The following is a 24,975-nucleotide window of genomic DNA, read 5'->3' as shown; positions in this document are numbered from 1 at the left end:
GCGAGTCCGCACCCACGGGCTCGCTGGTCCGCTTTCAGCGGACTTCGGGGTTCGTACCCGCGAACTCCGGAAAGGCTCGGTCGCCCGGGCCGGAATACAGCCGGAAGTGCCCACTTCCGAAACCCGAAGGCTGATGATGAACGTCAAGCGATCTCTGCGCACCCGTTCCACCGACCCGGCGACCGGCCCTCGGGCCCTGCGCCTCCAGATGAGGAGGGCGAGGCAGCGGCTGATCAGTGCGCTCGCGATCGCCGGCCTCGTCGCGACCGGCGGTGCCGTGTTCGTGGCGGTCGCGCCGGCGCAGTCGGCGGCTGCCGCCACGTTGTCGAACGGCATCCAGACGTCGTTCGAGATCGACGGCAACACCGCGGGGGCGAACGACTGGATCGGCGTCGTCGGATCCACGCCGAAGCCCGCGTACACCACGGCTTCGGGACATCAGTCGTCCGGCATCCTCCAGGCGCAGCGCACGGCGGACAGCGGGGCGACCTACGGCACGCCGGGCACGTGCGGCGCGTCGGAGACGCTGAGCGTGTTCCCCGGCGGTGCGAAGGTCGACGACGATCCGTGGAAGACGCTCATCAGCAACTCGGCGAACGCCAAGGGCGATGCCTGTACGGGTGGGTCGGCGTACGAGGTCGTCACCGTCAACGGCGTCGCTCACACGATCTTCTACGCCTACTGGACCCGCCTCTCGGGCAACGGCGACATGACGTCGTACGAGATCTTCCAGGGTCCGCAGGCCGGCCGCTCCGACGACTACCTCATCGAGTTCAACTACGATCCGGCCGGCAACCCGACCACGTCGGTTCGCGTGCTCTCGTGGGACGGCAACAGCTGGGAGCCGATCGGCAACCCGATCGTGTACCAGGCGGCCGTCGGCGGGAACACCGACACGAACACGAGCGGCACCGACGCCACGTTCGGCGAGATGGCCGTCGACCTCACCGCGTCCGGCCTGCTGCCGTCCGACGGCTCGTGCCGCTCGTTCCTCGATGCGGGCTTCATCACGCGCACCGGCAACAGCGACACGGCCACCCTCCAGGACATGCTCGTCTCGCAGAACCCCATCACGCTCTCGAACTGCGGCAACCTCGTCGTGAAGAAGATCGGCACCGCCGGGGGACCCGACGCGACGTTCAACTACACCGTCAACCGCACGGGCGGCGGCCTGGTGCACGACGGCACGCTGACCGGTCCGACCGACACGGTCGCCGGCAACAACGGCCTCGGCGCGGCGATCAAGATCGGCGACACCCACAACTGGGGCAACGTCTTCGCCGGCAACGACTACAAGCTCACCGAGGCGGCACCGCCGGCCCCGTGGGCGTTCAAGCAGACCTCGTGCTCGGTGACCAACCCGACGACGAACCAGGTCGAGTCGACGACCGACGGCAGCTTCAAGATGTACGTCGGCGCCACGACGACCTGCACCGTCGAGAACGTCACGTCGGGCGTCAAGATCACGAAGGTCGCGCAGGGCGATGCGGCCACGTTCGACTTCACGATCACCGGGCAGCAGGGCAACGTCCAGGTTCCCGGCAACTCGAGCTCGCAGGTGTTCTACTACACGCCGGGCTCGGTCGTCGACATCAAGGAGATCGCCGAGCCGGGCGACCCGAAGTGGAAGCTCCAGACGATCGCGTGCACCCCGCAGGGCGGCGCCTACCAGACCGATGTGCCGACCGCGTCCGCGTCCGTGCAGACCGTCGCCGGCCAGGTCATCGACTGCACGTTCACGAACCGCCAGGACGGTCAGATCAAGATCATCAAGAAGGTCCAGGGCGACAGCGGCGAGTTCGACTTCGAGGGCAACTGGACCGGCGGCTCGTCGTTCTCGCTGACCCCGGGTGAGAACGGCACCGCTGAGACGCTGTACGCCAGCGTCACGCCCGGTCAGTACAGCGTCAAGGAACTGACCCCGGCCCCCGAGTACGACGTGACCGCGCTCACCTGCGCCGGTGACGTCGCCGACGACACCTCGAGCGGCGACGTCGCGACCGGCGTCGGCACGATCGACCTCGACCCGGGCGAACTCGTCACCTGCACCTACACGAACACGCAGCGCGGCGACCTGACGGTCATCAAGCAGACCATTCCCGACGGCGCGACGCAGGTGTTCGACTTCACGGTCGAGGGTCAGCCGGACTTCTCGCTGCAGGACGACGCGCAGAAGGTGTTCGACAACATCAAGCCCGACACCTACACGCTCGAAGAGGTGAACCTGCCCGACGGCTGGAAGGTCGACAACATCTCGTGCGCGGTCGACGGCGGCGTTCCGTCGCAGACGACCTCGGCGACGCGCGACGTGGTGGTCGGCATCGGCCAGAGCGTCGTCTGCACCGTCACGAACGAGGCGACCAAGGGCAAGCTCGTCGTCGAGAAGCACGTCGAGAACGTGCCCGACGGCGTCGAGTGGGGCCCCTTCTCGCTGAGCCTCAGCGACGCCCCGGCGAGCGAGCAGAACCCGCAGACGGTCGACAGCGACGACCCGACCGCCGAGTGGGACAACCTGGTCGTGGGCAAGACCTACACGATCACCGAGACGGTGCCCGACGGGTGGACGCTCAAGAGCTTCACCTGCAACGTGACCGACCAGGACGGCGACGCGACCAACGCGTCGGTGACGTTCACGGTGACGCCCGGCCTCGTCGTCGAGTGCGACATCACGAACACGGCGAAGGCCGGCGAGGTGACGCTCGAGAAGACGGTGTCGGGGGTGGCCCCGGGCTTCGCATGGTCGTTCGACTTCACGATCGACCCGTCGGCCGGGGTGACGCCGTCGGCGACGCAGACCGTCTCGGGCACGGGCAACTCCACCGAGAGCATCACGTGGAAGAACCTCACGATCGGTGAGACGTACACGATCACCGAGACCGCGAAGCCCGGTTGGGAGTCGAGCCCGGTCGACTGCGGCATCGAGGATGCCGACCCGAACACGGCCGGCGACCAGTTCACGGTGACACCGGGATTCACCCTCACCTGCGAGGCGACGAACCGGGCCGTGCCCGCGACGGCGAAGGTCACCAAGACCGCGATCGGTGCGGCCGGCACCTTCACCTTCGTGCTCGACCCGATCGCTCCCGACGGAGCGCCGATCGAGCAGTCGGTGAGCGTGGCCGCCGGCGGGTCGGACTCCACCACGTTCACGAACCTCGTGCCGGGCACGAAGTACTCGATCGCCGAGAAGGCACCCGGCGGCGGGTGGACGGCGGGCGCCCTCATCTGCAAGGTGAAGGCGGTCGGCTCCGACACGTGGACCGACATCGACGAGACCGGGTTCACGGTGCAGCCGGGCGACACGTTCGAATGCACCATCACGAACACGGCGAAGGCCACCATCGTGATCGTCAAGAACATCGACGGTGACGACGCGACGTTCAACTTCACCGGCGACTGGGCGGGGTCGGGTCCGTTCTCGATCTCGACCGACCAGGGCACCGGCTCGACGACGTACAACGACGTGCTTCCCGGCACCTACCACGTGACCGAGATCCTCACGAACGCGCACGTCGGCACCCTGCAGTGCGCCGACCCCGACCAGGGTTCGAGCGTCGACGGCCTCGTCGGCACGATCGACCTCGACCCGGGTGAGACCGTCGTCTGCACCTACTCGAACACGCAGCTCGGCAAGATCATCGTCGACAAGGTCGTGCCGGGTGTCGACTCGATCCCCGGTGGCGCGACGCAGGAGTTCGACTTCGAGTTCGGCGACGACTCGTTCGCACTGACCGACGGCGACGACCCCTGGGAGTCGGCGCTGCTCGTGCCCGGTGAGTACACCGTCGAGGAGCTCGCCGAGGCGAACTGGCACCTCACCGGTCTCCAGTGCACGATCGGCGAGGGCGACACGTCGACCGTCGAGTACGACGACGCGCTCGCGACCATCGACCTCGCCGCCGGCGACGTCGTGCACTGCACCTACACGAACGCGCCCGACACCGGCGACCTGACGGTGCGCAAGACCGTCGACGGCGTGCCCGACGGGTACGACTTCGAGTTCGAGATCTTCCTGACGCCCGGTGACCCGGCGTCGCAGACGGTGACCGACGAAGACCCGAGCGTCAGCTGGAGCGACCTCGAGGTCGGCCAGACCTACACCCTCACCGAGGGCGACGAGTCCGGCTGGAACGAGGGCGACTTCGTCTGCAACAGCGGCCAGCTCGAGGATGCCGACGCGAATGCCGACGGCTTCCAGTTCCTGGTGACGCCCGGCCTCTCGATCAGCTGCACGATCGAGAACGCCGCGGTGCCCGGCAAGGTGACGGTCGAGAAGAGCGTCTCGGGCGTGCCCGATGAGTTCGAGTGGTCGTTCCAGCTCGCGATCAGCCCGACCGCCGGCGTCGTGGGCGACAGCCCGCAGACCGTCAGCGGGACGGGCGACACGACCGACACCGCGACCTGGTCGAACCTCGCGATCGGCGAGCAGTACGTCATCACCGAGCTGCCCGTGCCCGACGGCTGGACGGGCGGCGAGATCACCTGCTCGGTCGGCGGCGACCTGCTGACCGACGAGAACGGCGACGACGCCGGCTTCGCCTTCACGGCGACGCCGGGCCTCGAGGTCGAGTGCGAGCTCACGAACAAGGTGATCCCGCCGACCGGCGTCATCACCAAGGAGCTCACGTCGATCGCCCAGGCGACCGACGGAACGTGGGACCTCGAGTACGAGGTGACGGTGACGAACCAGAGCCCGGTGGCTCCGCTGGTCTACGACCTGACCGACGAACCGCAGTTCGGCGCCGGCGTCGTGATCAACGACGCCGAGGCATCCGGCCCGGCCGACAGCTCGGCCGCGACGTGGAACCCGATCGGCGACCCGCCGAGCTTCGTGCTCGCCGACGACACCTCGGTGCCCGCATCGCAGACCGACACCTACGTGATCACGATCAATGCGACGGTGCCGGCCGAGGTCTACGAGACCGGTCAGGACCAGTGCCAGGAGGGCGACAACGGCGGATTCCGCAACACCGCCTGGCTCACCGTCGGCCACGGCGAGCCGCAGGAGGCCACCGACTGCGACGTTCCCGGCCGCACGACCGTCACCAAGACGCTCGTCGAGAGCACCGAGGAGAGCCCGAACCCGTCGCGCGACGCCGTCACCGGCGACTGGACGGTCCGGTACGAAGTGGTCGTCACGAACCTCAGCGACGTCCGCGACCAGTACTACGACCTGAACGACGACCTCGGCTTCCCCGCCGGTGTCGAGATCGTCTCGGCCACGGCGACGACCGACGCGCCCGACACGGGCTCCGTCGACGTCGCCGACTGGAACGGCGACACCGTGACCGCGCTCGCCGACGACGCCCCGATCGAGAAGTCGGCCGTGCACACCTACGAGATCACCGTGGTGGCCGACGTCGACGAGATCACGGACATCGATGAGGCGACGTGCGTCGAGTCGACGAGCGGCAAGGGCTTCTTCAACGCCGCGACGCTCGACAACGGCACGATCGTCACCGACGTCGATGACTGCGCCAACATCCCGGTCGGTCAGATCACGCTGGCCAAGCACGTCGACCTGAGCGCGTTCGAGGGCATCGACCTCAGCGACCTCGGGCTCGGCGACGGCCAGCTGCTCCTGGCTGCGAAGGACTGGTGGCTCAAGGCCGCAGGCAGCGCCCACACGCTGCAGGTGCTCGGCCAGGCGGGCACCGTGTTCACGGTTCCCACGGGCGACTACGGGCTCACCGAGCAGGTGACCGCCGAGGCATCCGCGCACCCGCTGCTGAAGTACTTCTTCGCGAAGCTGTGGAGCTGCACGATCGGCGACGGCGATCCCGTCGAAGGCGCGCTCGCCACGGTCGAGGTGGGCAAGCTCACGAGCTGCGACATCACCAACAAGGCCGAGCTCGTCGACGTCGGCATCGAGAAGGCGTACGACCTCGGCGACGATCCCGACGGGTACATCGAGCAGGGCGACACCTTCGACTTCGTGCTGACGGTGACGAACCACTCGAGCATTCCGGTCGAGGGGCTCGACGTCACCGACGTGATCGACCCCGAGCTCGTGGTCGCCGGTGCGCCGACGTTCGAGGGCCCGGGCACCTGGGCGGAGACGGGCACGGCGGGCGACAACGAGTTCGCCGCCCACGGTGACGGGCCGTTCGCGCCGGGCGACGTGATCACGATCACGATCCCGGTGACGCTGCCCGCGGCGCCCGTCGAGACGCCCGACGCCGTCGGGCCGGACGACCCCGCCCCGACCGTCGAGCCGGTCGACCTCGACGACGTGCCGAACGAGGCGTGCGTGGCGATCACCGCCGGCGAGGGCGTCTTGCCCGACCTCATCGAGCGCAACAACTGCGACTCGGTCGAGGTGCCGAAGAAGGCGATCGACGCCGGCGCGTACGTGCGCTGCGTCGCCGATGTGCCGTGGCTCTACTTCGACATCGAGGTGTCCGACGGCGTCGAGCCGGGCGACATCACGGTGACCTGGACGAGTGCCGACGGCACGCTCACGAAGACGCAGACCGTCCCGTGGGACGAGCGCGACGGCAAGCTGCTCTGGCCGGGGGCAGCGGTCGACGAGAACGGCGTCCCGTACGAGTTCCCGGGCTGGCGTCCGATCACCGAGGAGGACCTCACGAACCCGCCCACCCCGGGCACGAGGTTCGGCGACCTGATCCTCGACGAGACCGTGCCGACGTACCCGTGGCGCGACATGGAGAACCCCGCGACGATCACGTTCTCGATCAACCCGTCGCAGTCGGTCCTCGCGGTCTACCCGCAGGCCCTCCCGACGTGCGCGATCGACCGTGAGCCCGAGGTGAGCATCGTGAAGGAGGCGAGCGTCACCCAGGCGAAGCCGGGCACCGACTTCGAGTACACGCTCTCCGTCAGCGCGACCGGCACCGGCGCGGCCGACCCGGTGGAGATCTTCGACGAGATCCCGTCGGAGCTGCGGGTCGACGACATCACGACCGCCGGCTCGCCGACCTTCCCGCGCTGGGAGGACTGCGAGGTCACGGGTCAGGACAGCGACGGCTACGGCGGCCTGCTGCACTGCGACCTGCTCGGGGTGCTCGGGCCCGACTACCCGGAGGCGCCGGACATCGTGCTCGACGTGCACGTCGATCCCGACACGACGTCGACCGAGGTCGAGAACATCGGCGAGGTCTGCTGGCAGAACGCCGACGACACGTCCGAGGACCCGGCCGTGGTCTGCGACGACGACTCGGTGACGGTGACGATCCCGCAGCCCAAGCCCGCGATCGCCGAGACCGGCTTCGCCGGTCAGCCGTTCATCTGGGGCGCTGCCGGGCTCGTCATCCTGGGCGGCATGCTGGTCGCCGCGGGCGTGGTGATCCGTCGGCGCAAGCAGCACGGGGCACCGCAGGCATAGCTCCGCACTCACCTTCCGGGGGTCGGGCCAGTAGGCCCGGCCCCCGGTTGTCTTGTCCCCCGATCAGAAGAATTCGAGTACCCCGCTTTCGGGTGACAAGAATTTCGTAAGTCCTGATCAGCGCGTATTCGAAACCTGTTCTGTCCCCCGTTTTGGTGCCAGCTGTACCCTGTTGTGTCCCCCGAATTCTCTGATTGACTCAGCGCAACTGCGCGACCTCCGAATGCCGCGGCATACCCGATCAGAAGGTTCGACGACCATGGACAGCTTGTTCGACCCGTTCCGCTCAGCCTCGAATCCCGACGGCCGTCGTGCGCGCCGCCGCCGCGCCGAGCGCCGGTCCCGATCGGTCCGCGCGACGATCGCGGCGATCACCGCGGGCGCCATGCTCGCGATCGGCCTGCCGACGATGGCGTTCGCCGCGGCCGGCGGCGTCGACGCGTCGGACGCCTCGTCGACGGCGTCGTCGCAGACGCCCGAGCAGCTCGCGGCGGACGCATCCGAATCGGAGCCGAGCGCGGGGGACGGCTCAGGCGAGGGGGCGGACGCCCGGGAGACGGGCTCGGATTCGGCCGCGACGCCGAGCGAGGCGCCCGCCGACGAGCCGACGACCGAGCAGCCGCCGGCCGAGCCCCAGTCCGGTGACGAGCCGCCCGCCGCCACCGAGACGCCCGACGTCGAGGCGCCCGAGGCGAGCGACCCGCCGAGCTCCGAGCCGAAGGCGACATCGGGCACCGACCCGCCGGCGGACCGGCAGCAGCAGGCGGCCGCGATCGCGCCGCTCGCGGCGTTCCCTGCGGACACGGCCGACTGCACGAGCAACTGCTCGGACCTGACGATGCGCATCGAGGTCGTCGGCGGGTCCGCGACGGCGGACGCCTGGACGCTGCACGCGATCCGCGCGAACGCCGCGCAGGACAACTACGACTTCGACGACGACGAGGAGCGCCCGGTACCGCGCAACTCGACGTACACGCTGTACGCCGACGGCGGCGCCGCCGGGTACTCGCTCACCGGGTTCGACTGCGACGTCAGCAGCCAGCAGGGTGCCGATCCGAGCTTCGACGCCGATGACCGCACGGTGACCTTCCCCAACTCCAACGGCCGCTGGGCCGACTGCACGTTCACGTTCACGCTCGTCGAGCCCGCCACCATCGCGGTCCGCGTCGGCGGCGACCGCACCGGCCCCGCGAGCGTCTCCGGACTCGCCGGCGTGCAGCTCGAACTGCGGGCCGACAGCGCAGGCACCCCCGGTGCGCTCATCGGCCAGCCGTGGTCGACCTGCACGTCGAACGCCTCGGGCGTCTGCACCTTCACCGTGCCGACCCCCGACGGCAGCCGCTACTGGGTCGTGCAGCGCGTCGCGCCGGACGACGTTCCGGCCGGCTGGTTCTCGAACGACACGCTCGCCATCGGTTCGACGCCCGGCTCGCAGGCGTACCGCTTCCGCACACCCGCCGTCGGCAGCGGTGACGACCTCGCCTCGAGCGCCGATTTCATGATCGCCTCGGGCAACGACAACAACCAGGCGTCGGGCGGCATCTGGCAGAACTCCCGCGTCAACCCGGTGGCTCCGCAGCAGTGCGGCATCGACGTCGCCCTCATCATCGACCTGTCGGGCTCGGTGGCACCGTACGAGACGCAGCTGAAGAACGCCGCGAAGGACTTCGTGGACGCGCTCACCGGCACCCCCTCGCAGATCGGCATCTACACGTTCAACAACGTCGCACCGGCCTCGGCCGGATCGAACCTGTCGATGACCCCCGTCTCGACGCCCGCCGGCGCCGAGACCGTCAAGGAGCACATCGACGACTTCGGCACCCCGACCGAGGCGACGAACTGGGATCGCGGCATCAGCCAGGTCGCCGCGAGCGGCATCGACTACGACCTCGCCGTCATCCTCACCGACGGCAACCCGACGGTGTACTCGAACGACGAGGGGCCGGGCAACCGCACGCGTTTCCGCGAGGTCGAGAACGGCGTGTTCTCCGCGAACGCGGTGAAGGCGCTCGGTATCCGCATGGTCGCGGTCGGCGTCGGCGACGGCATCGACGGCTCGCCCGACAACCTCGTCGCGATCTCCGGCCCCGATGCGGGCTCCGACTACTTCCAGACCGAGAACTACGAGGCGGCAGGCGAGACCCTGCGCGAGCTCGCGCTCGGCGACTGCGAAGGGTCGGTCTCCGTCGTCAAGCAGGTGGTCGACGAGGGAACGACCGGTGAGCAGAAGACCGGTGCGATCCCGACAGCGGGCTGGGAGTTCGCGGTCGACTCGAACGACCCCGAGATCACGCCCGCGACGCAGAGCGGCACGACGCAGGACGGCACCGGCGCGGTCAACTTCCCGCTCGAGTTCGACAACGCGTCGTCGGCGGGGTCGGTGACCGTCACCGAGTCGCAGCAGTCCGGCTACTCGCTCGTCACGACCGGCGGCAAGAACGCGGTCTGCACCGAGGTCGAGTCGGGTGACCCGGTCGCCGTCGTGAACGACGGTGCGGTCGGCTTCACGATCGACGTCGGCCCGACCGTCGCCGTCACCTGCACGGTCTGGAACCGCCCGCCCGAGCCGCAGGCCGACGTCCGGATCGACAAGACGTGGATCGTGAACGGGCAGACCTTCACCAACGGCAACCAGCCCGCCGGACTCACCGCGCAGCTGAAGCTCGACGGCGCGAACAAGCCGTTCGGGGTCGTGCAGACGGGATACACCGCGGGCGACGAAGTCGCGATCTCCGAGACGACCGGCGTCGGCGACCGCGACCTGTGCCGCGTGACGAAGAGCACGGTCACGCTCGCGAACGGTGAGGTCGTCGACGAGACGCTGCCGTACTCGCCGACCCTCGAATCCGGCGGCAACACGTTCACGCTCACGAACGTCGTCACCTGCACCGCGGAGCTCACGCTCGTGAAGAGCGTCGCGAACGGCGACGCGCAGCCGGCCGACTGGACGCTCGACGCCGTCGCCCCCGTCGGCGCGCTCGCCGGCCCGAACGGCACGAGCGGTGCGACCGCACCGGTCACCCCGGCGGTGCGCTATCCCCTCACCGAGGACGGCGATCCGCGGTACGTCCAGACGATCCTTCCGGGCGGCATCCCGACCCCGCCCGCGACCGGCAGCTGGAACTGCGTGCAGGTCGACGAGGAGGGAACCACGATCCCCGGGTTCGCCGACGGGATCAACGGCGGCGTCACCGTGCCCCTCGGCTTCCGGGTCAGGTGCACCGCGGTCAACCAGACGGCGTCGCTGACGCTCGTCAAGAACGTCGTCAACGATCTCGACATCGACGCCGACCCCGCCGACTGGACCCTGGTCGCGACGCCCGAGGCGCCGGCGCCCGCCGGCCTGGACCCAGTCGAGGCGACCTCGGGCGACACGGTCTTCGTGCGCCCCGGCCAGACCTACACGATCTCCGAGACCGGCGGCCCCGACGGCTGGGAGCAGACGTCGATCATGTGCCGCACGACGCCGAACGGCCAGTTCGTCGAGACGAACGAGATCACGGTGGCGGCCCTCGGGCAGGGCACGTGCGTCGTGCACAACGACCCGATCGCCCCGACGCTCGAACTCACGAAGATCGTGACCGGTGATGTCGCGCCCGCGGACGGCTGGACGCTCAGCGCGAGCCGTTCCGACGACCACCAGGTCGTGGCCCAGGGCCCGGGTGGCACGGGTGGCCCGGTCACCGTGCCGGCGGGCGTCGCGCTCGAACTCGCCGAGACCACCGACCTCGCGGACGCCGACCAGTTCGCCGCCGGCGTCTGGAGCTGTTCGCTGAACGACGGGCCGGGCGTTCCCGGTGCGGCCGTGCCCGCCCTCGGCGCCGGCGACGAGGTGTCGTGCACGGTCACGAACACGCTGAAGCCGATCACCCCGTCGATCACGAAGACGGCGGCGGTGCCCGTGCCGAACGCCGACGGCAGCTGGACCGTCACCTACGACGTCGTGGTGACGAACCCGAGCGCCTTCCAGCCGCTCGGCTACATCCTCTCCGACGAGCTGCACTTCGGCTCCGACGTCACGGTGAACAGTGCCAGCTACCAGCGCGTGCTGCCGCTGCCGGCCGGGTCGAGCCAGCCGTGGACGGTCGCGTTCGACCAGATCCAGCCGTTCGACGGCGAGCCCGCGCTCGCCGCGGGCACCTCGCACACCTGGCGGGTGACCGTGAACGCGACCGTCGACGACGGCGCCGACTTCGACGGCACGACCGCTCCGGCGTGCGATGAGCTCGAGCCGGGCACCGTCGGCTTCCTCAACACGGCGACGATGTACGTCGGACAGACCCCGTACGAGGCATCCGACTGCGCCCTGCCGGTGAAGCCGACGATCGCCAAGACCGGCGGCACGGCGGTCGACAACGGCGACGGGACGTGGACCCTGCCGTACACCATCACCGTCACGAACCCGTCGGCCACGACGAGCGTCGTCTACGACCTCGTCGACGAGCTCGACCTGCCGGCCGGCGCGGTCCCGACGGGTCCCGCGACGGTGGTCGCACAGCCCGTGCCGACCGTGGCCTCGTGGACGGGCTTCGCGCCGAACACCCTGCTCGCCGACGACGTGACGCTGCCGGGCACGGCCGGCCTCGACGAGCACGTCTACGAGGTGCAGGTCGTCGTGGAGATCGGCGCCGACCAGGCGGGCTTCCGCTGCCCGGGCGACGGCGGCCTCGACAACACCGCCACGCTCGAGTCCGGCAACCAGACCGACGGTGTCACGGGGTGCGTGACCCTCACGCCGCCGACCATGGCGATCGACAAGCAGGTCGCCGCCGGCTCGGTGGCCCAGCACTCCGACGGCCTCTGGAGCATCGCCTACGACCTGGTCGTGACGAACACCGGCGCGGCCGGCGGCACCTACTCGCTCGCCGACGCGCTGAGGTTCGGCGCGGGCGTCGACCTCTCGGCGGCCTCCTACGCCATCACGAAGGACGGCTCTCCGTTCCCGAGCGCGTGGGCCGGATCGGGCGCGATCGCGAGCGACGTCTACCTCGCGGCGGGCGACCCCGATCCGAAGCACACGTACCGGATCACCGTGACGGGCATCGCGCTCGACGGGCCTGCGCTGACGGACGCGCAGGCGCTCTGCCCGCAGGATGGCGCGAACGGCGCGTTCAACAACCTCGCGACGCTGACCGCCGGTGGGGCGATCCTCACCGACACCGCCTGCGACGCGCCGAGCGCGCCGACGGTCGAGAAGACGGGGGCGACGGCGGCGCAGCAGCCGGATGCCTCGTGGAACGTGAGCTACACCGTCACGGTCGACAATTCGGCCCCGGGCGCCAAGCCCGCCCACTACTCGCTGGCCGACACGCCCGCCTACCCGGGCGGCGTCGCCTTCAACACCGTGAGCATCAACGGCGGTCCCGCACAGCCGTACGCGGGCGGTGCGATCACCCTCGCGACGGACGCCCCGATCCTCGGCGGCGACCTGGCGGTCTACACCCTCGTGTTCAACGTCGACGCGCCGGCCGGCGCGGTGACGGCCGACGACCGGCAGTGCACCGAGAACGGCACACCGGGCAGGGGCTTCCTGAACACGGCGACGGTCACGAGCGGGGCGATCACCGACTCCGACTGGGACTGCACGCCCGTGCGGGAGGGCGGTCGCCCGACGATCGCGAAGTCGGACCCGACGGTGACGCAGGCCGGAGACGGCACGTGGACCGCGGTCTACGAGATCACGGTGACCGGCAACCCCGACTACGTGTCGACCTACACGCTCGACGACACGCTGCACGTCGGCGGCGCGATCGACATCGAGTCGGCCACGTGGTCGGGCGGGGGCGACGACGGCACCTGGGGCGCCGACCCGCAGACCGGCGACACCGCGACGATCGTCGGCCCGACGCCGAAGCCGATCGCCGAGGGGGCCACCCACACCTACACGGTGACGGTCACGGCGAAGGCGGACGAGGCGGCGTTCGCCGACCCGACGACCACGACCTGCGCGCCGACCGAGGAGTCGCCGAACGTCGGCTTCCTCAACCGGGCGACGCTCACGTCGGGCGGCGTGCCGCAGTCGGACGACGGCTGCGCCGTGCCGGCCCGGCCGGTGATCGCGAAGACCCCGATCGGCAGCGAGGCCGTGAAGTCGGGAGACCACTGGGAGGTGTCGTACGAGCTCACGGTGACGAACTCGAGCGCTACGCAGGGGCTCGTCTACGATCTCGCCGACACCCCCGACCTCGCCGGCGGCGTCACGATCACCGACCGCTCGGTCGAGAGCACCGACGTCACGGTCGACCCCGACTGGAACGGAGCCGACCCGGCCACCGACGTGATCGCCCTGGACCAGGCGCTCGCCGGGGGAGCGATGCACACCTACACGGTGACCGTCTCGTTCACGGTCGACGCCGACGCCGAGGGTCCGGCGCTCCGCTGCGGCGGCGACGACGGCCAGGGCCTCCTCAACCGGGCGGTCGTCACCTCGGGCGGCGAGTGGAGCGATGACGGCTGCGTCGACGTTCCCGTCGTCGTCATCGTCGACAAGGCCTGGGTCATCGACGGCGGCGATCCGATCGCCTGGGACGGCGACGACCTGCCCGCAGGGTTCGGCGCTCAGGGTCAGCTCGACGGCTCCGACGTCGACTGGGGTGCCGAGAGCGGTCCGTATGCGATCGGCGACGAGGTCGCGATCGGCGAGACCGACGTGGTCGTCCCGATCGGGTGCGAGATCGTCGACGCGGTCTCGAACGGCACGGGCGAACACCGGCTGGATGCCTCGGTGTCGACGTTCCTCGTCACGAACGAAGTCGAGTGCGTGCAGACGGTGAACCTCGAGAAGCACGTGGTGAACGCCCACGGCGGCGACGCGGTCGCGTCCGACTGGACGGTCTCGGCGACCGGCCCGGACGACGGATTCGGCGGCCCGGCCACGGCGAGCGGGGCGGTCGACCTCGACGTCGCGTACACGCTCGGCGAGGTGTCGCCCGCCTGGGAGGACGGCGTCGACTACGAGGTCTCTGCCACGTGGAGCTGCAGCTCGGAGCAGGGCGATGACGCGTTCACGCTCGTCTCCGACGACGGCGCGGCGACGGCGCAGCTGACCGTCGACGAGCTCGGCGCCACCGTCGACTGCGTGATCGAGAACACCGACATCGCACCCACCCTCACGCTCGTGAAGGACGTCGCGCCCGATTCGGTCGAGGCGGAGTTCCCGCCGACGCTGTGGACGGTCTCCGCCACCGAGGAGGGCGAGTCCGCGATCGTCGCCGGCGCGGGCACCGCCACCGGTGAGGTCGAGGCGAACGTCGACTACGTGCTGGGCGAGCTCGCGAGCGACTTCGACGGCGCCGACGAGTTCGACGCCGGCGCATGGAGCTGCGACGCGCCGGGCGTCCTCGACGACGACACCGTGAACCTCGAACCGGGCGACGACGTCACCTGCACGATCGTGAACACGGCGCAGCCCGCGGAGTACTCCCTCGACAAGCAGGTCATCGGCGTCGAACAACTCGACGACGGCACCTGGAGCATCGAGTACCGGGTCACGGTGTTCAACGAGAGCCACGTGTCGGCTGTCACGTACGACCTGGTCGACTCGCTCGCCGGGTTCGGCGATGGCATCGACATCGATGAGGCCGTGTGGACCGGACCGGACGGTGCCGAGGGCGAATGGGAGGACCCGGCCGGCGAGCCCGTCGAGGAGCTCGCGAACGACGTGGTCCTGCCCGCCTCGGCGGGGAGCCACGAGTACGTCGTGACCGTGCAGGCGACCGTCGCCGCCGATGCGGTGTGGGACGACCCGGCGACCGAGGAGGTCGAGGGATCGACGAGCTGCGTGCCGGGCGAGCAGGGGGGCTTCGCGAACACCGCCGTGCTCACCGTGGCCGGGGTGCCGTCGGGTGCCGACGCCTGCGACGAGCCCGGCCGCACCACGGCGACGAAGGTCGCGCACCCGGCGACGAGCCTCGGACTCGGCGACTGGGAGGTGACCTACGACATCACCGTCGGCACGGTCGGCGATCACGATCTCGTCTACGACCTCGACGACGCGCTCGCCTTCCCCGACGGCGTGACCATCGAGTCGGCGACCGCCGAGGATCCCGACGGCGATGAGGTGGCGGGGTGGAACGGGCAGGACGCCACGACCCTCGCGACCGCGCAGCCGATCACCGCGGGCGACACGCACGTGTGGACCGTCACGGTGCGCGCGAACGTCGCGTCGATCACCTCGATCGACCTCGCGACGTGCGAGGCGAGCGAGACCGGCGGCGGGTTCCTGAACACCGCCGAGCTGCGGAACGGCATGCTCGTCACCGAGCTCGAAGGCTGCACGGAGATTCCGGTCGGCAAGCTGAAGCTGTCGAAGACCGTCGACAACTCGGCGCTCCTCGACCTCGGGATCGATCCCTCCGAGCTGCTCGTCGCCGCCGACTGGAACCTCAGCGGCGACTCCGGATCGCTCCTCGCGCAGTTCCTGAACGGCGGCGGCGTCGAGCTCGTCGTGCCGACCGGTTCGTACCTGCTCGCCGAGCAGCTGGCCGCCACGCATGCGGGCAACCCCTTCGCCGCCTACTACCACCCCGATGCCTGGCTCTGCGGCGACGCCGCGGTCACGCACGCGCTGGTGGCGACCGGCGGCACCACGGCGTGCACCCTGAACAACGTCGCCGACTCGCTCGACGTCGGCATCGGGAAGGACGTCCTGCTGCCCGAGGGGACGACGGCCGTCCAGGCCGGCGACGCCTTCGAGTACACCCTGACCGTGACGAACCACGGCACGCTCGACGCGCCGGGGCTCGAGGTCGGCGACGTGCTGCCCGACGACCTGATCGTCACCGGAGCGGCGACCTTCGAAGCCGCCGATTCGCCGGCGCAGCCGGGAACGTGGGCGCAGACCTCGGGCGTCACCGAGAACGCGTTCGCGGCGACCTATACGGGGACGTACCCGGCCGGTGCGGTGACGACGATCACCATCCCGGTGCAGGTGGCCGTGCCCGCGCCGCTGCCGCCGGTTCCGCCGGTCGGACCCGACGACCCGGCACCCGAGCTGCCGACCGTCGACCTCGGAGACATCCACAACGAGGCGTGCGTGGCGATCGTCGCAGGCCAGGAGCCCGAGCTCACCCGGGTCATGCCCGTGGCCGAGGACGGGGTCATCCCCGACATGGTGCCCGAGAACGACTGCGACGACGTCGACGTGCCGACCAAGGCGATCGACTCGGCGGCTTACACCCGCTGCGTCAACGACGTGCCGTACCTCTACTACGACGTCGCGATCTCCGACGACGTCGAGCCCGGTCCGATCACGGTGACCTGGACGCCCGATCCGAGCGTCTACCCCGACGCCGAGCCGATCGTCACCGAGATCCCGTGGAGCGAGCGCGCGGGGCGCCTGCTCTGGCCGTACGGCGTCGTGGACGACGACGGCATCTCGATCGGGTGGCCCGGGTGGCGCCTCGTGGAGGAGGGCGACGTCGTCGGCGAGAACGGCATCGTCGCCGCGTGGGAGAACATGGTCAAGGACTCGAAGCTCGAGAGCTACGCGTTCGCGGACCAGGTGAACCCGATGACGATCACCTTCTCGGTCAACCCGAGCGAGTCGATCCTCGCGGTCTACCCGCAGGCGACGCCCGCGTGCGAGGTCGTGCGCGATCCGTCGGTCGAGATCGTGAAGACGGCGAGCGTCGACGAGGTGAAGCCGGGCGGCGCGTTCGACTACACCCTCTCGGTGACCAACTCGGGCCTCGGCGCGATCGAGAACATGGAGCTCTTCGACGAGATCCCGTCCGACCTGAAGGTCACGGCCATCACGACCGACGAGGCGCCCGCGTTCCCGCGCTGGGACGACTGCGCGGTGAACGACGCGGATGCCGACGGCTACGGCGGCACGCTGCACTGCGTGCTCACCGGCATGATCGGAGGAACCGAGCCGGATGCCCCGGACGTCGTGCTCTCCGTGGTGCTCGATCCCGAGTCGAGCGTCGGTCGCGTCGACAACACCGGCGAGGTCTGCTGGAACGACCCCGACGATGCACCGGTCGGACCGGAGGCCGAGGACGACGCGACGGGCGGAGACGGTGTCGCCCCGACCTCGGCGGTCGATCCCGAGCTTCCCGTGCTGTGCGACGACTCGACCGTCACGGTCACCGTCGTGACGGACCCGTCGCCGACCCCGAACCCGACCCCGGGCATCGCGTCGACCGGGTTCGCGGGGAGCCCCTTCCTGTGGGGAGCTGCCGGGCTGCTGCTGACCGGCGCGCTGCTGGTCGCGGTGACGATCGTCCGTCGCCGCCGGCCGGGGGAGCGGCGCACCGAGTAGCGCCCGACGGAACGGCCGCCGCCGCCCGAAGCCCCCCAGCTCGGGCGGCGGCGACCCGACAGGTCGGAGGTCGGCGCAGCGGGTGCGTCGACGCGAACGGGGCCGGTCGCCATCGGCGACCGGCCCCGTTCGAGGTGCTGCGAGGTTACGGCTTTCCGCGCATGACGGCCTGCTTCACCTCGGCGATGGCCTTCGTGACCTCGATGCCGCGGGGGCACGCCTCGGTGCAGTTGAAGGTCGTGCGGCAGCGCCAGACTCCCTCCTTGTCGTTGAGGATGTCGAGGCGGGTCTGCGCGTTGTCGTCGCGCGAGTCGAAGATGAAGCGGTGCGCGTTCACGATCGCGGCCGGACCGAAGTACTGGCCGTCGGTCCAGAACACGGGGCACGACGAGGTGCACGCGGCGCACAGGATGCACTTCGTGGTGTCGTCGAAGATCGCACGCTGGGCGACCGACTGCACGCGCTCCTTGCCCGCCTCGGGCGTCGAGGTCGCCACGAGGAACGGCTGCACCTCGCGGTAGCTCGCGAAGAACGGCTCCATGTCGACGATGAGGTCCTTCTCGAGTGGCAGGCCCTTGATCGCCTCGACGTAGATGGGCTTCGAGATGTCGAGGTCCTTGATGAGGGTCTTGCACGCGAGCCGGTTGCGGCCGTTGATGCGCATCGCGTCGGACCCGCAGATGCCGTGGGCGCACGAACGGCGGAAGGTCAGCGAGCCGTCCTGCTCCCACTTGATCTTGTGCAGCGCGTCGAGCACGCGGTCGGTCGCGTACATCTCGACGTCGAAGTCCTGCCAGCGCGGCTCGGTGTCGACGTCGGGGTCGAAGCGGCGGATGAGGAAGGTGACGGTGAACGACTGGATCGCGTCGGACGCCGATGCGCCGGGCTGCTGTGCTTCGAGCGTGGCGGTGCTCACGATCAGTACTTCCTCTCCATCGGCTGGTAGCGCGTGATGACGACCGGCTTCCAGTCGAGCCGGATGTGGTCGCTCGCGTCGGACGAGTGCGCGTCGCCCGACAGGTAGGCCATCGTGTGCTGCATGAACTTCTCGTCGTCGCGGTTCGGGAAGTCGTCGCGCATGTGACCGCCACGGCTCTCCTCGCGGTTGCGGGCGCTCGTGACGACGACCTCGGCGAGGTCGAGCAGGAACCCGAGCTCGACGGCCTCGAGCAGGTCGGTGTTGAACCGCTTGCCCTTGTCCTGCACCGCGACGTTCTTGTAGCGCTCGCGGAGACCCGCGATGACACCGGCCGCGTGGGCGAGTGACTCGTCGGTGCGGAACACCTGGGCGTTGCGGTCCATCTCGTCCTGCAGCTCCTTGCGGATCGCGGCGATCCGCTCGGTGCCCGTCGAGTCGCGGAGGCCCACGAGCATGTCGCGGACGGCGGCAGCGGGATCATCCGGCAGCGGCAGGAAGTCGACGCCCGAGTTCACGTACTCGACCGCGTTGCGACCGGCGCGCTTGCCGAAGACGTTGATGTCGAGCAGCGAGTTCGTGCCGAGTCGGTTCGAGCCGTGCACCGAGACGCACGCGCACTCGCCGGCGGCGTACAGGCCCGGCACGACCGTGGTGTTGTCGCGCAGCACCTCGGCGTTGTTGTTGGTCGGGATGCCGCCCATCGCGTAGTGCGCGGTCGGCATGACGGGCACCGGCTCGTACACCGGGTCGACACCGAGATAGGTGCGGGCGAACTCGGTGATGTCTGGCAGCTTCGTCTCGAGCACCTCGGCGCCCAGGTGGGTGCAGTCGAGCAGCACGTAGTCCTTGTGCGGTCCGGCGCCGCGACCCTCAGCGACCTCCTGCACCATGCAGCGCGCGACGATGTCGCGGGGCGCCAGGTCCTTGATGGTGGGGGCGTAGCGCTCCATGAAGCGCTCGCCGCTCGCGTTGCGCAGGATCGCGCCCTCGCCGCGGGCGCCCTCGGTGAGGAGGATGCCGAGCCCGGCGAGCCCGGTCGGGTGGAACTGGAAGAACTCCATGTCCTCGAGCGGCAGGCCCTTGCGCCAGATGATGCCGACGCCGTCGCCCGTGAGGGTGTGCGCGTTCGACGTCGTCTTGAAGATCTTCCCGAAGCCGCCGGTGGCGAAGATGATCGCCTTCGCCTGGAAGACGTGCAGTTCGCCGGTCGCGAGCTCGTAGGCGACGACGCCCGACGGCTGGGCGACGCCGTCGACCTCGGTCATCACGACGTCGAGGGCGTAGTACTCGTTGTAGAACTCGATGCCGAGCTTGACGCAGTTCTGGAACAGCGTCTGCAGGATCATGTGACCGGTGCGGTCGGCCGCATAGCAGGCGCGGCGCACCGGCGCCTTGCCGTGGTCGCGGGTGTGGCCGCCGAAGCGCCGCTGGTCGATCTTGCCCTCGGGCGTGCGGTTGAACGGCAGGCCCATGTTCTCGAGGTCGATGACCGCGTCGATCGCCTCTTTCGCGAGGATCTCGGCCGCGTCCTGGTCGACGAGGTAGTCGCCGCCCTTGACGGTGTCGAAGGTGTGCCACTCCCACGAGTCCTCTTCGACGTTCGCGAGCGCTGCGGCCATGCCGCCCTGCGCCGCGCCCGTGTGCGAGCGCGTCGGGTACAGCTTCGAGATGACGGCCGTCTTCGCGCCGGGGCCGGCCTCGATCGCGGCTCGCATGCCGGCGCCGCCGGCGCCGACGATCACGATGTCGTACTGGTGGTAGTGGACGCCGTCGATGACCTGGGTCTCGGCGTGGGTTTCGCTGGTCACGGGTCTCCTAGAGCGCGGCGCAGAAACTGGGGAGGAGGTCCGCCGGGGCGCCGGCGGGGCACGGGTCGAAGGTGAACACCACGAGCGTGCCGAGCACGATCAGCACTGCGGCCGCGGCGAACAGCGCGCCCTTCAGGAGCTTCTGCACCGTGCCGGGGTTCGTGTAGTCGTTCACGAGGGTGCGCATGCCGTTGGCGCCGTGGATGAGCGCGAGCCAGAGCATCAGCACGTCCCACCACTGCCAGAAGGGGTCGGCCCACTTGCCGCCGACGAAGCCGAAGTCGATGGCGTGGATGCCGTCGCCGAGCATGAGGTTCGTGAAGAGGTGCCCGAAGATGAGCACGAGCAGCAGCACGCCCGAGGCGCGCATGTAGATCCAGCCCCACTTCTCGAGGTTCGCGCCGCCCTTGCGGGCCGGTCGCGCCGGGGTGCGAGGAGCTTCGATGGTCGCAGTCATGTCGCTTCCCCTCAGTGTCCGAACACGTTCATCAGGTGGCGGGGCGTGAAGGCCAGCATCGTGACGGCCCAGAGGGCGACGACGACCCAGAACAGCACCTTCTGGTGGCGCGTTGCCCAGGCCCAGAAGTCGACCAGGATGATGCGCAGCCCGTTGTAGGCGTGGAACACGATCGCACCGACGAGGGCGACCTCGCCGAGCCCCATGATCGGCGTCTGGTACGCGCCGATGACCGTGTTGTAGGCCTCGGGGCTCACCCGCACGAGTGCCGTGTCGAGGATGTGCACGAGGAGGAAGAAGAAGATGGCGACACCTGTGATGCGGTGCAGCACCCATGACCACATACCCTCGTGGCCGCGATAGAGCGTGCCGCCCGGCTTCTGCTTCGCCGGCTTGTCGGGTGCGGTCAGGGTTCCTGCCGAGGTCTCTGGCATGAACAACCCTCCCTGGCTGTGTGAATCTCGTCCGGACATGCGGACGCAGGGGCACGACGGCCCGCTCCGAGTCTAGACCCGGCTCGCTCGCCATGCAGGTGAGGGCACCCTTAGCCGCTCGCCGCCGCGGCGAATCGGCGCCGGCCGGGTGCACGGCTATCCTGAGCGGATGACTCCCGAACCGCTCGAGGGCTTCTACACGATCATCCCGGCCGGGGGCGTGGGATCCAGGCTGTGGCCGCTCTCGCGCGCCGACGCGCCGAAGTTCCTGCACGACCTCACCGGCTCGGGGCAGACGCTCCTCAAGGACACGTGGGACCGCCTGGCCCCGCTCTCGGGCGACCAGCGCATCATGATCGTCACGGGCCGCGCGCATCGCGGCGCCGTCGAAGAGCAACTGCCCGACCTCGCCGACGCGAACATCGTGCTCGAATCCGAGCCGCGCGACTCGACGGCCGCGATCGGGCTCGCCGCGGCGATCCTCGAGCGCCGCGAGCCCGGGGTCGTCATCGGCTCCTTCGCCGCCGACCACGTCATCTCGGGCGACGCGCTCTTCCAGGCCGCGGTCACCGAGGCCGTCGCCGCGGCGAAGGCCGGGTACATCGCCACGATCGGCATCACGCCGACCGAGCCGGCGGTCGGCTTCGGCTACATCGAGTGCGGCGACCCGCTCGACATCCCGGGCACCGAGCACGCCGAGGCGGTGTCGAGCTTCGTCGAGAAGCCCGACCTCGCGACCGCGAAGCGCTACCTCTCGGGCGGCCGCCACCTCTGGAACGCGGGCATGTTCATCGCGCGCGCCGACCAGCTGCTCGCCGAGATCGCGCGCAACAAGCCCGAGCTGCACGCCGGACTCCTCGAACTCGCGGAGGCGTGGGACGACCCCGCCACCCGAGGCCCGGCGGTCGATCGGATCTGGCCGAAGCTCGAGAAGATCGCGATCGACTACTCCGTCGCCGAGCCGGCGGCCGCCGCGGGCCGGCTCGCCGTCATCCGCGGGCACTTCCAGTGGGACGACGTCGGCGACTTCGCCTCGCTCGCGAAGCTCAACACGGCAGGGCGGTCGGGCGAGCTCGCCATCCTCGGCGAGCACGCCCGGGTCCTCGCGGACGCCTCGAGCGGCATCGTCGTGAGCCGTTCGAAGCGGGTGATCAGTCTCATCGGCGTTCGCGATATCGTCGTGGTCGACACTCCCGACGCGCTGCTGGTCACCACGAGCGAGCACGCGCAGCGCGTGAAGGCGGTCGTCGACGCCCTGCGGCTCGGCGGCTCGAGCGACGTGCTCTGACCGAACGACATTCGACGGAGAGACAGGGTTCAGGATGCCTCGGACACAGCGCAGCATCGTCGTCGTCACGCTGGCCGTGGCATCCCTCGCCCTCGTCTCGTGCGCGACCGCGCCCGAGACCGGCCCCACCGACGCGGCGAGCGACGTCTGCGCGCGGATGGTGACGAACTCGGGAGGGCTCGAGGACCGTTCGTTCAACCAGTCGAGCTGGGAGGGCCTGCAGGCCGCAGAAGCGGAGTACGGCATCGAGGCCGAGGCGATCGTCTCGACCGGCGAGACCGATCTCGCGCCGAACGTCGCCCAGGCGGTCGACTCGGACTGCGAGCTGATCGTCACCGTCGGCTGGGAGCTCGCCGAGCCCACGACCGACCAGGCGTCCAAGAATCCCGACCTCGACTTCGTGATCGTCGACGAGACGGTCGAGGGCGAGAACATCAAGCCCGTCGTCTTCGACACCGCGCAGGCGTCGTTCCTGGCCGGCTACCTCGCGGCAGGCGTCTCGAAGACGGGCGTCGTCGCGACGTTCGGCGGCGGCAACCAGCCGCCCGTCACGCTCTTCATGGACGGCTTCGTCGACGGCGTCGCGAAGTACAACGAGGTGCACGGCACGAAGGTGCGGGCGCTCGGCTGGGACAAGGCGAAGCAGGACGGCGCGTTCACGGGCGACTTCGAAGACGTCAACAAGGGCAAGACGCTCACGCAGGGCTTCATCGACCAGGGCGCCGACGTGATCCTGCCGGTGGCCGGACAGGTCGGCGAGGGGTCGGCGGCGGCGGCGCTCGAGCACGACGGGGTCTCGGTGATCTGGGTCGACAGCGACGGCTACGAGACGCTCTCCGCCGAGTACCGACCCGTGATCCTCACGAGCGTGCTGAAGAACACCCAGGACGCGATGGTCGAGATCGTCGGCGACGTCGTCGGCGACGAGTTCACGAACGACCCGTACATCGGCAGCCTCGCCAACGGCGGGGTAGAGATCGCCCCGTACCACGACCTCGCGCCCCTCGTGTCGGAGGAGCTCGACGCCGAGATCGAGGGGTTGCGCCAGGAGATCATCTCGGGCGACCTGGTGGTCGACTCCCCGAGCGCTCCGCAGCGGTCCTGACCCCCGGGTACCGCTTCACCCCCGTTCGCGGGGCAGATCACTTGCTCATATGAGCAGAATGTCGCGTATTCATAACCATTGACGATCGCGCGCCCCGGGAACGATCGCGCTCGACGAAACATTGGGTAACGTGACATCGATCAGCCCCCGCGAAGGTCGGGGTCTTGCGTCTTTGGAGGACACAGTGAAGGTCACGACCAAGAAGGCCGCGCTCGGCGGTCTCGCGCTGCTCGGCAGCAGCGCACTGCTGCTCGCGGGCTGCGCATCCGCGCCCTCGGAGGAGACTGCCGAACCGACTGCGCAGGCGATCGACGGCTTCCAGCCGTGCATGGTCTCCGACGCGGGCGGTTTCGACGACAAGTCCTTCAACCAGCTCGGATTCGAGGGCATCACGAAGGCCGCCGACGAGCTCGGCGTCGAGGCGATCACGGTCGAGTCGAAGGACGAGACCGAGTACGCCCCGAACCTCTCGAGCCTCGTCGACCAGGGCTGCTCCGTCATCGTGACCGTCGGCTTCGCGCTCTCGGCCGCCACGGTCGAGTCGGCACTGGCGAACCCCGACATCGAATACATCATCATCGACGACGCGGCCGACAACGACTTCGACGGCACCGTCGACTCGGAGAACATCAAGCCGATCCTCTTCGACACCGCCCAGGCCGCGTTCCTCGCGGGCTACGCGGGCGCCGACTTCTCGGAGACCGGCGTCGTCGGCACCTACGGCGGCATGAACTTCCCGACCGTGTCGATCTTCATGGACGGCTTCGCCCAGGGCGTCGACTACTACAACGGCGAGAAGGGCACCGACGTCAAGGTCGTCGGCTGGGACCGCGCCAAGCAGGACGGCTCCTTCACCGGCGGCTTCGAGGCGAACGACCAGGCCCGCCAGACCGCGCAGGCGCTCATCGACCAGAACATCGACGTGCTGCTGCCCGTCGGCGGCCCGATCTACCAGTCGGGCGCGGCCGCCGTGCGCGACTCGGGCCGTGACATCGCGATGCTCGGCGTCGACGCCGACCTCACGCAGACCGACCCCTCGGTCGCCGACCTGATCCTCACCTCGATCCTCAAGGGCATCGACGTGGCGACCTACGACTCGGTGCTCGCCGCCGGCACCGGCGAATTCGACCCGGCCCCGTACGTCGGCACGCTCGAGAACGAGGGCGTCGGCATCGCGCCGTTCCACGACTTCGAGTCGAAGGTCTCGCCCGAGCTCCAGGGCGAGCTCGACGACCTGAAGGCCGCCATCATCTCGGGTGACGTTCCCGTCGAGTCGTACCTCTCGGCGCAGGAGTAGCTCGTGACCGCCTGATCGGGGAGGCCGGTTCGCCGGCCTCCCCGATCTGCGTTCCACC

General features: G+C 69.7%; 9 protein-coding genes. 5 read left to right on the top strand and 4 right to left on the bottom strand.

The window, feature by feature from the left end; genetic code table 11:
- Nucleotides 1-133: 133 nt before the first annotated feature.
- Together LR269_RS15435 and LR269_RS15430 are read left to right on the top strand one after the other, a co-directional pair.
- Nucleotides 134-7,345, top strand: coding sequence for a collagen binding domain-containing protein (locus tag LR269_RS15435; protein WP_231431642.1), 7,212 nt, complete (start codon nucleotides 134-136; stop codon nucleotides 7,343-7,345).
- Nucleotides 7,346-7,604: 259 nt separating this feature from the next.
- On the top strand, nucleotides 7,605-17,609 hold the full coding sequence (locus tag LR269_RS15430; protein WP_231431641.1) for a DUF11 domain-containing protein: 10,005 nt from the start codon (nucleotides 7,605-7,607) through the stop codon (nucleotides 17,607-17,609).
- Nucleotides 17,610-17,754: 145 nt separating this feature from the next.
- On the opposite strand, the gene LR269_RS15425 is transcribed toward LR269_RS15430, so the two are convergent.
- Genes LR269_RS15425 through sdhC form a run of 4 tightly spaced genes read right to left on the bottom strand, consistent with a single transcriptional unit; the run spans nucleotide 17,755 to nucleotide 21,227 of the window.
- Nucleotides 17,755-18,525 carry a succinate dehydrogenase iron-sulfur subunit gene (locus tag LR269_RS15425; RefSeq protein ID WP_231431640.1) on the bottom strand — a complete coding sequence of 257 codons (771 nt, stop codon included), beginning with the start codon at nucleotides 18,523-18,525 and terminating at the stop codon, nucleotides 17,755-17,757.
- Between the two features lie 2 nt (nucleotides 18,526-18,527).
- Complete coding sequence (gene sdhA / locus LR269_RS15420; protein ID WP_231431639.1) at nucleotides 18,528-20,336, bottom strand: succinate dehydrogenase flavoprotein subunit; 1,809 nt, start codon at nucleotides 20,334-20,336, stop codon at nucleotides 18,528-18,530.
- A 7-nt stretch (nucleotides 20,337-20,343) separates the two neighbouring features.
- Nucleotides 20,344-20,793 (bottom strand): succinate dehydrogenase hydrophobic membrane anchor subunit, encoded by a 450-nt coding sequence (locus LR269_RS15415; RefSeq protein WP_231431638.1) that lies wholly within the window; start codon nucleotides 20,791-20,793, stop codon nucleotides 20,344-20,346.
- Between the two features lie 11 nt (nucleotides 20,794-20,804).
- A complete protein-coding gene (sdhC, locus tag LR269_RS15410; protein WP_231431637.1) occupies nucleotides 20,805-21,227 on the bottom strand; it encodes a succinate dehydrogenase, cytochrome b556 subunit in 423 nt (140 codons plus the stop codon).
- 169 nt (nucleotides 21,228-21,396) lie between these two features.
- Between sdhC and LR269_RS15405 the strand changes: the two genes are divergently transcribed.
- From LR269_RS15405 to LR269_RS15395, 3 genes are all read left to right on the top strand, one after another.
- Entirely contained in the window at nucleotides 21,397-22,515 is a 1,119-nt protein-coding gene (locus tag LR269_RS15405) for a mannose-1-phosphate guanylyltransferase (protein ID WP_231431636.1), read from the top strand.
- Nucleotides 22,516-22,549: 34 nt separating this feature from the next.
- Nucleotides 22,550-23,620, top strand: coding sequence for a BMP family protein (locus tag LR269_RS15400; RefSeq protein WP_231431635.1), 1,071 nt, complete (start codon nucleotides 22,550-22,552; stop codon nucleotides 23,618-23,620).
- 184 nt (nucleotides 23,621-23,804) lie between these two features.
- On the top strand, nucleotides 23,805-24,917 hold the full coding sequence (locus tag LR269_RS15395) for a BMP family protein (RefSeq protein WP_231431634.1): 1,113 nt from the start codon (nucleotides 23,805-23,807) through the stop codon (nucleotides 24,915-24,917).
- Nucleotides 24,918-24,975 lie beyond the last annotated feature (58 nt).

The sequence above is a fragment of the Agromyces sp. S2-1-8 genome, assembly GCF_021129215.1.
Lineage (GTDB): Bacteria > Actinomycetota > Actinomycetes > Actinomycetales > Microbacteriaceae > Agromyces > Agromyces chromiiresistens.
Note: the sequence above shows the minus strand (reverse complement) of the source record. Positions and strands in the feature narration are given on the sequence as shown.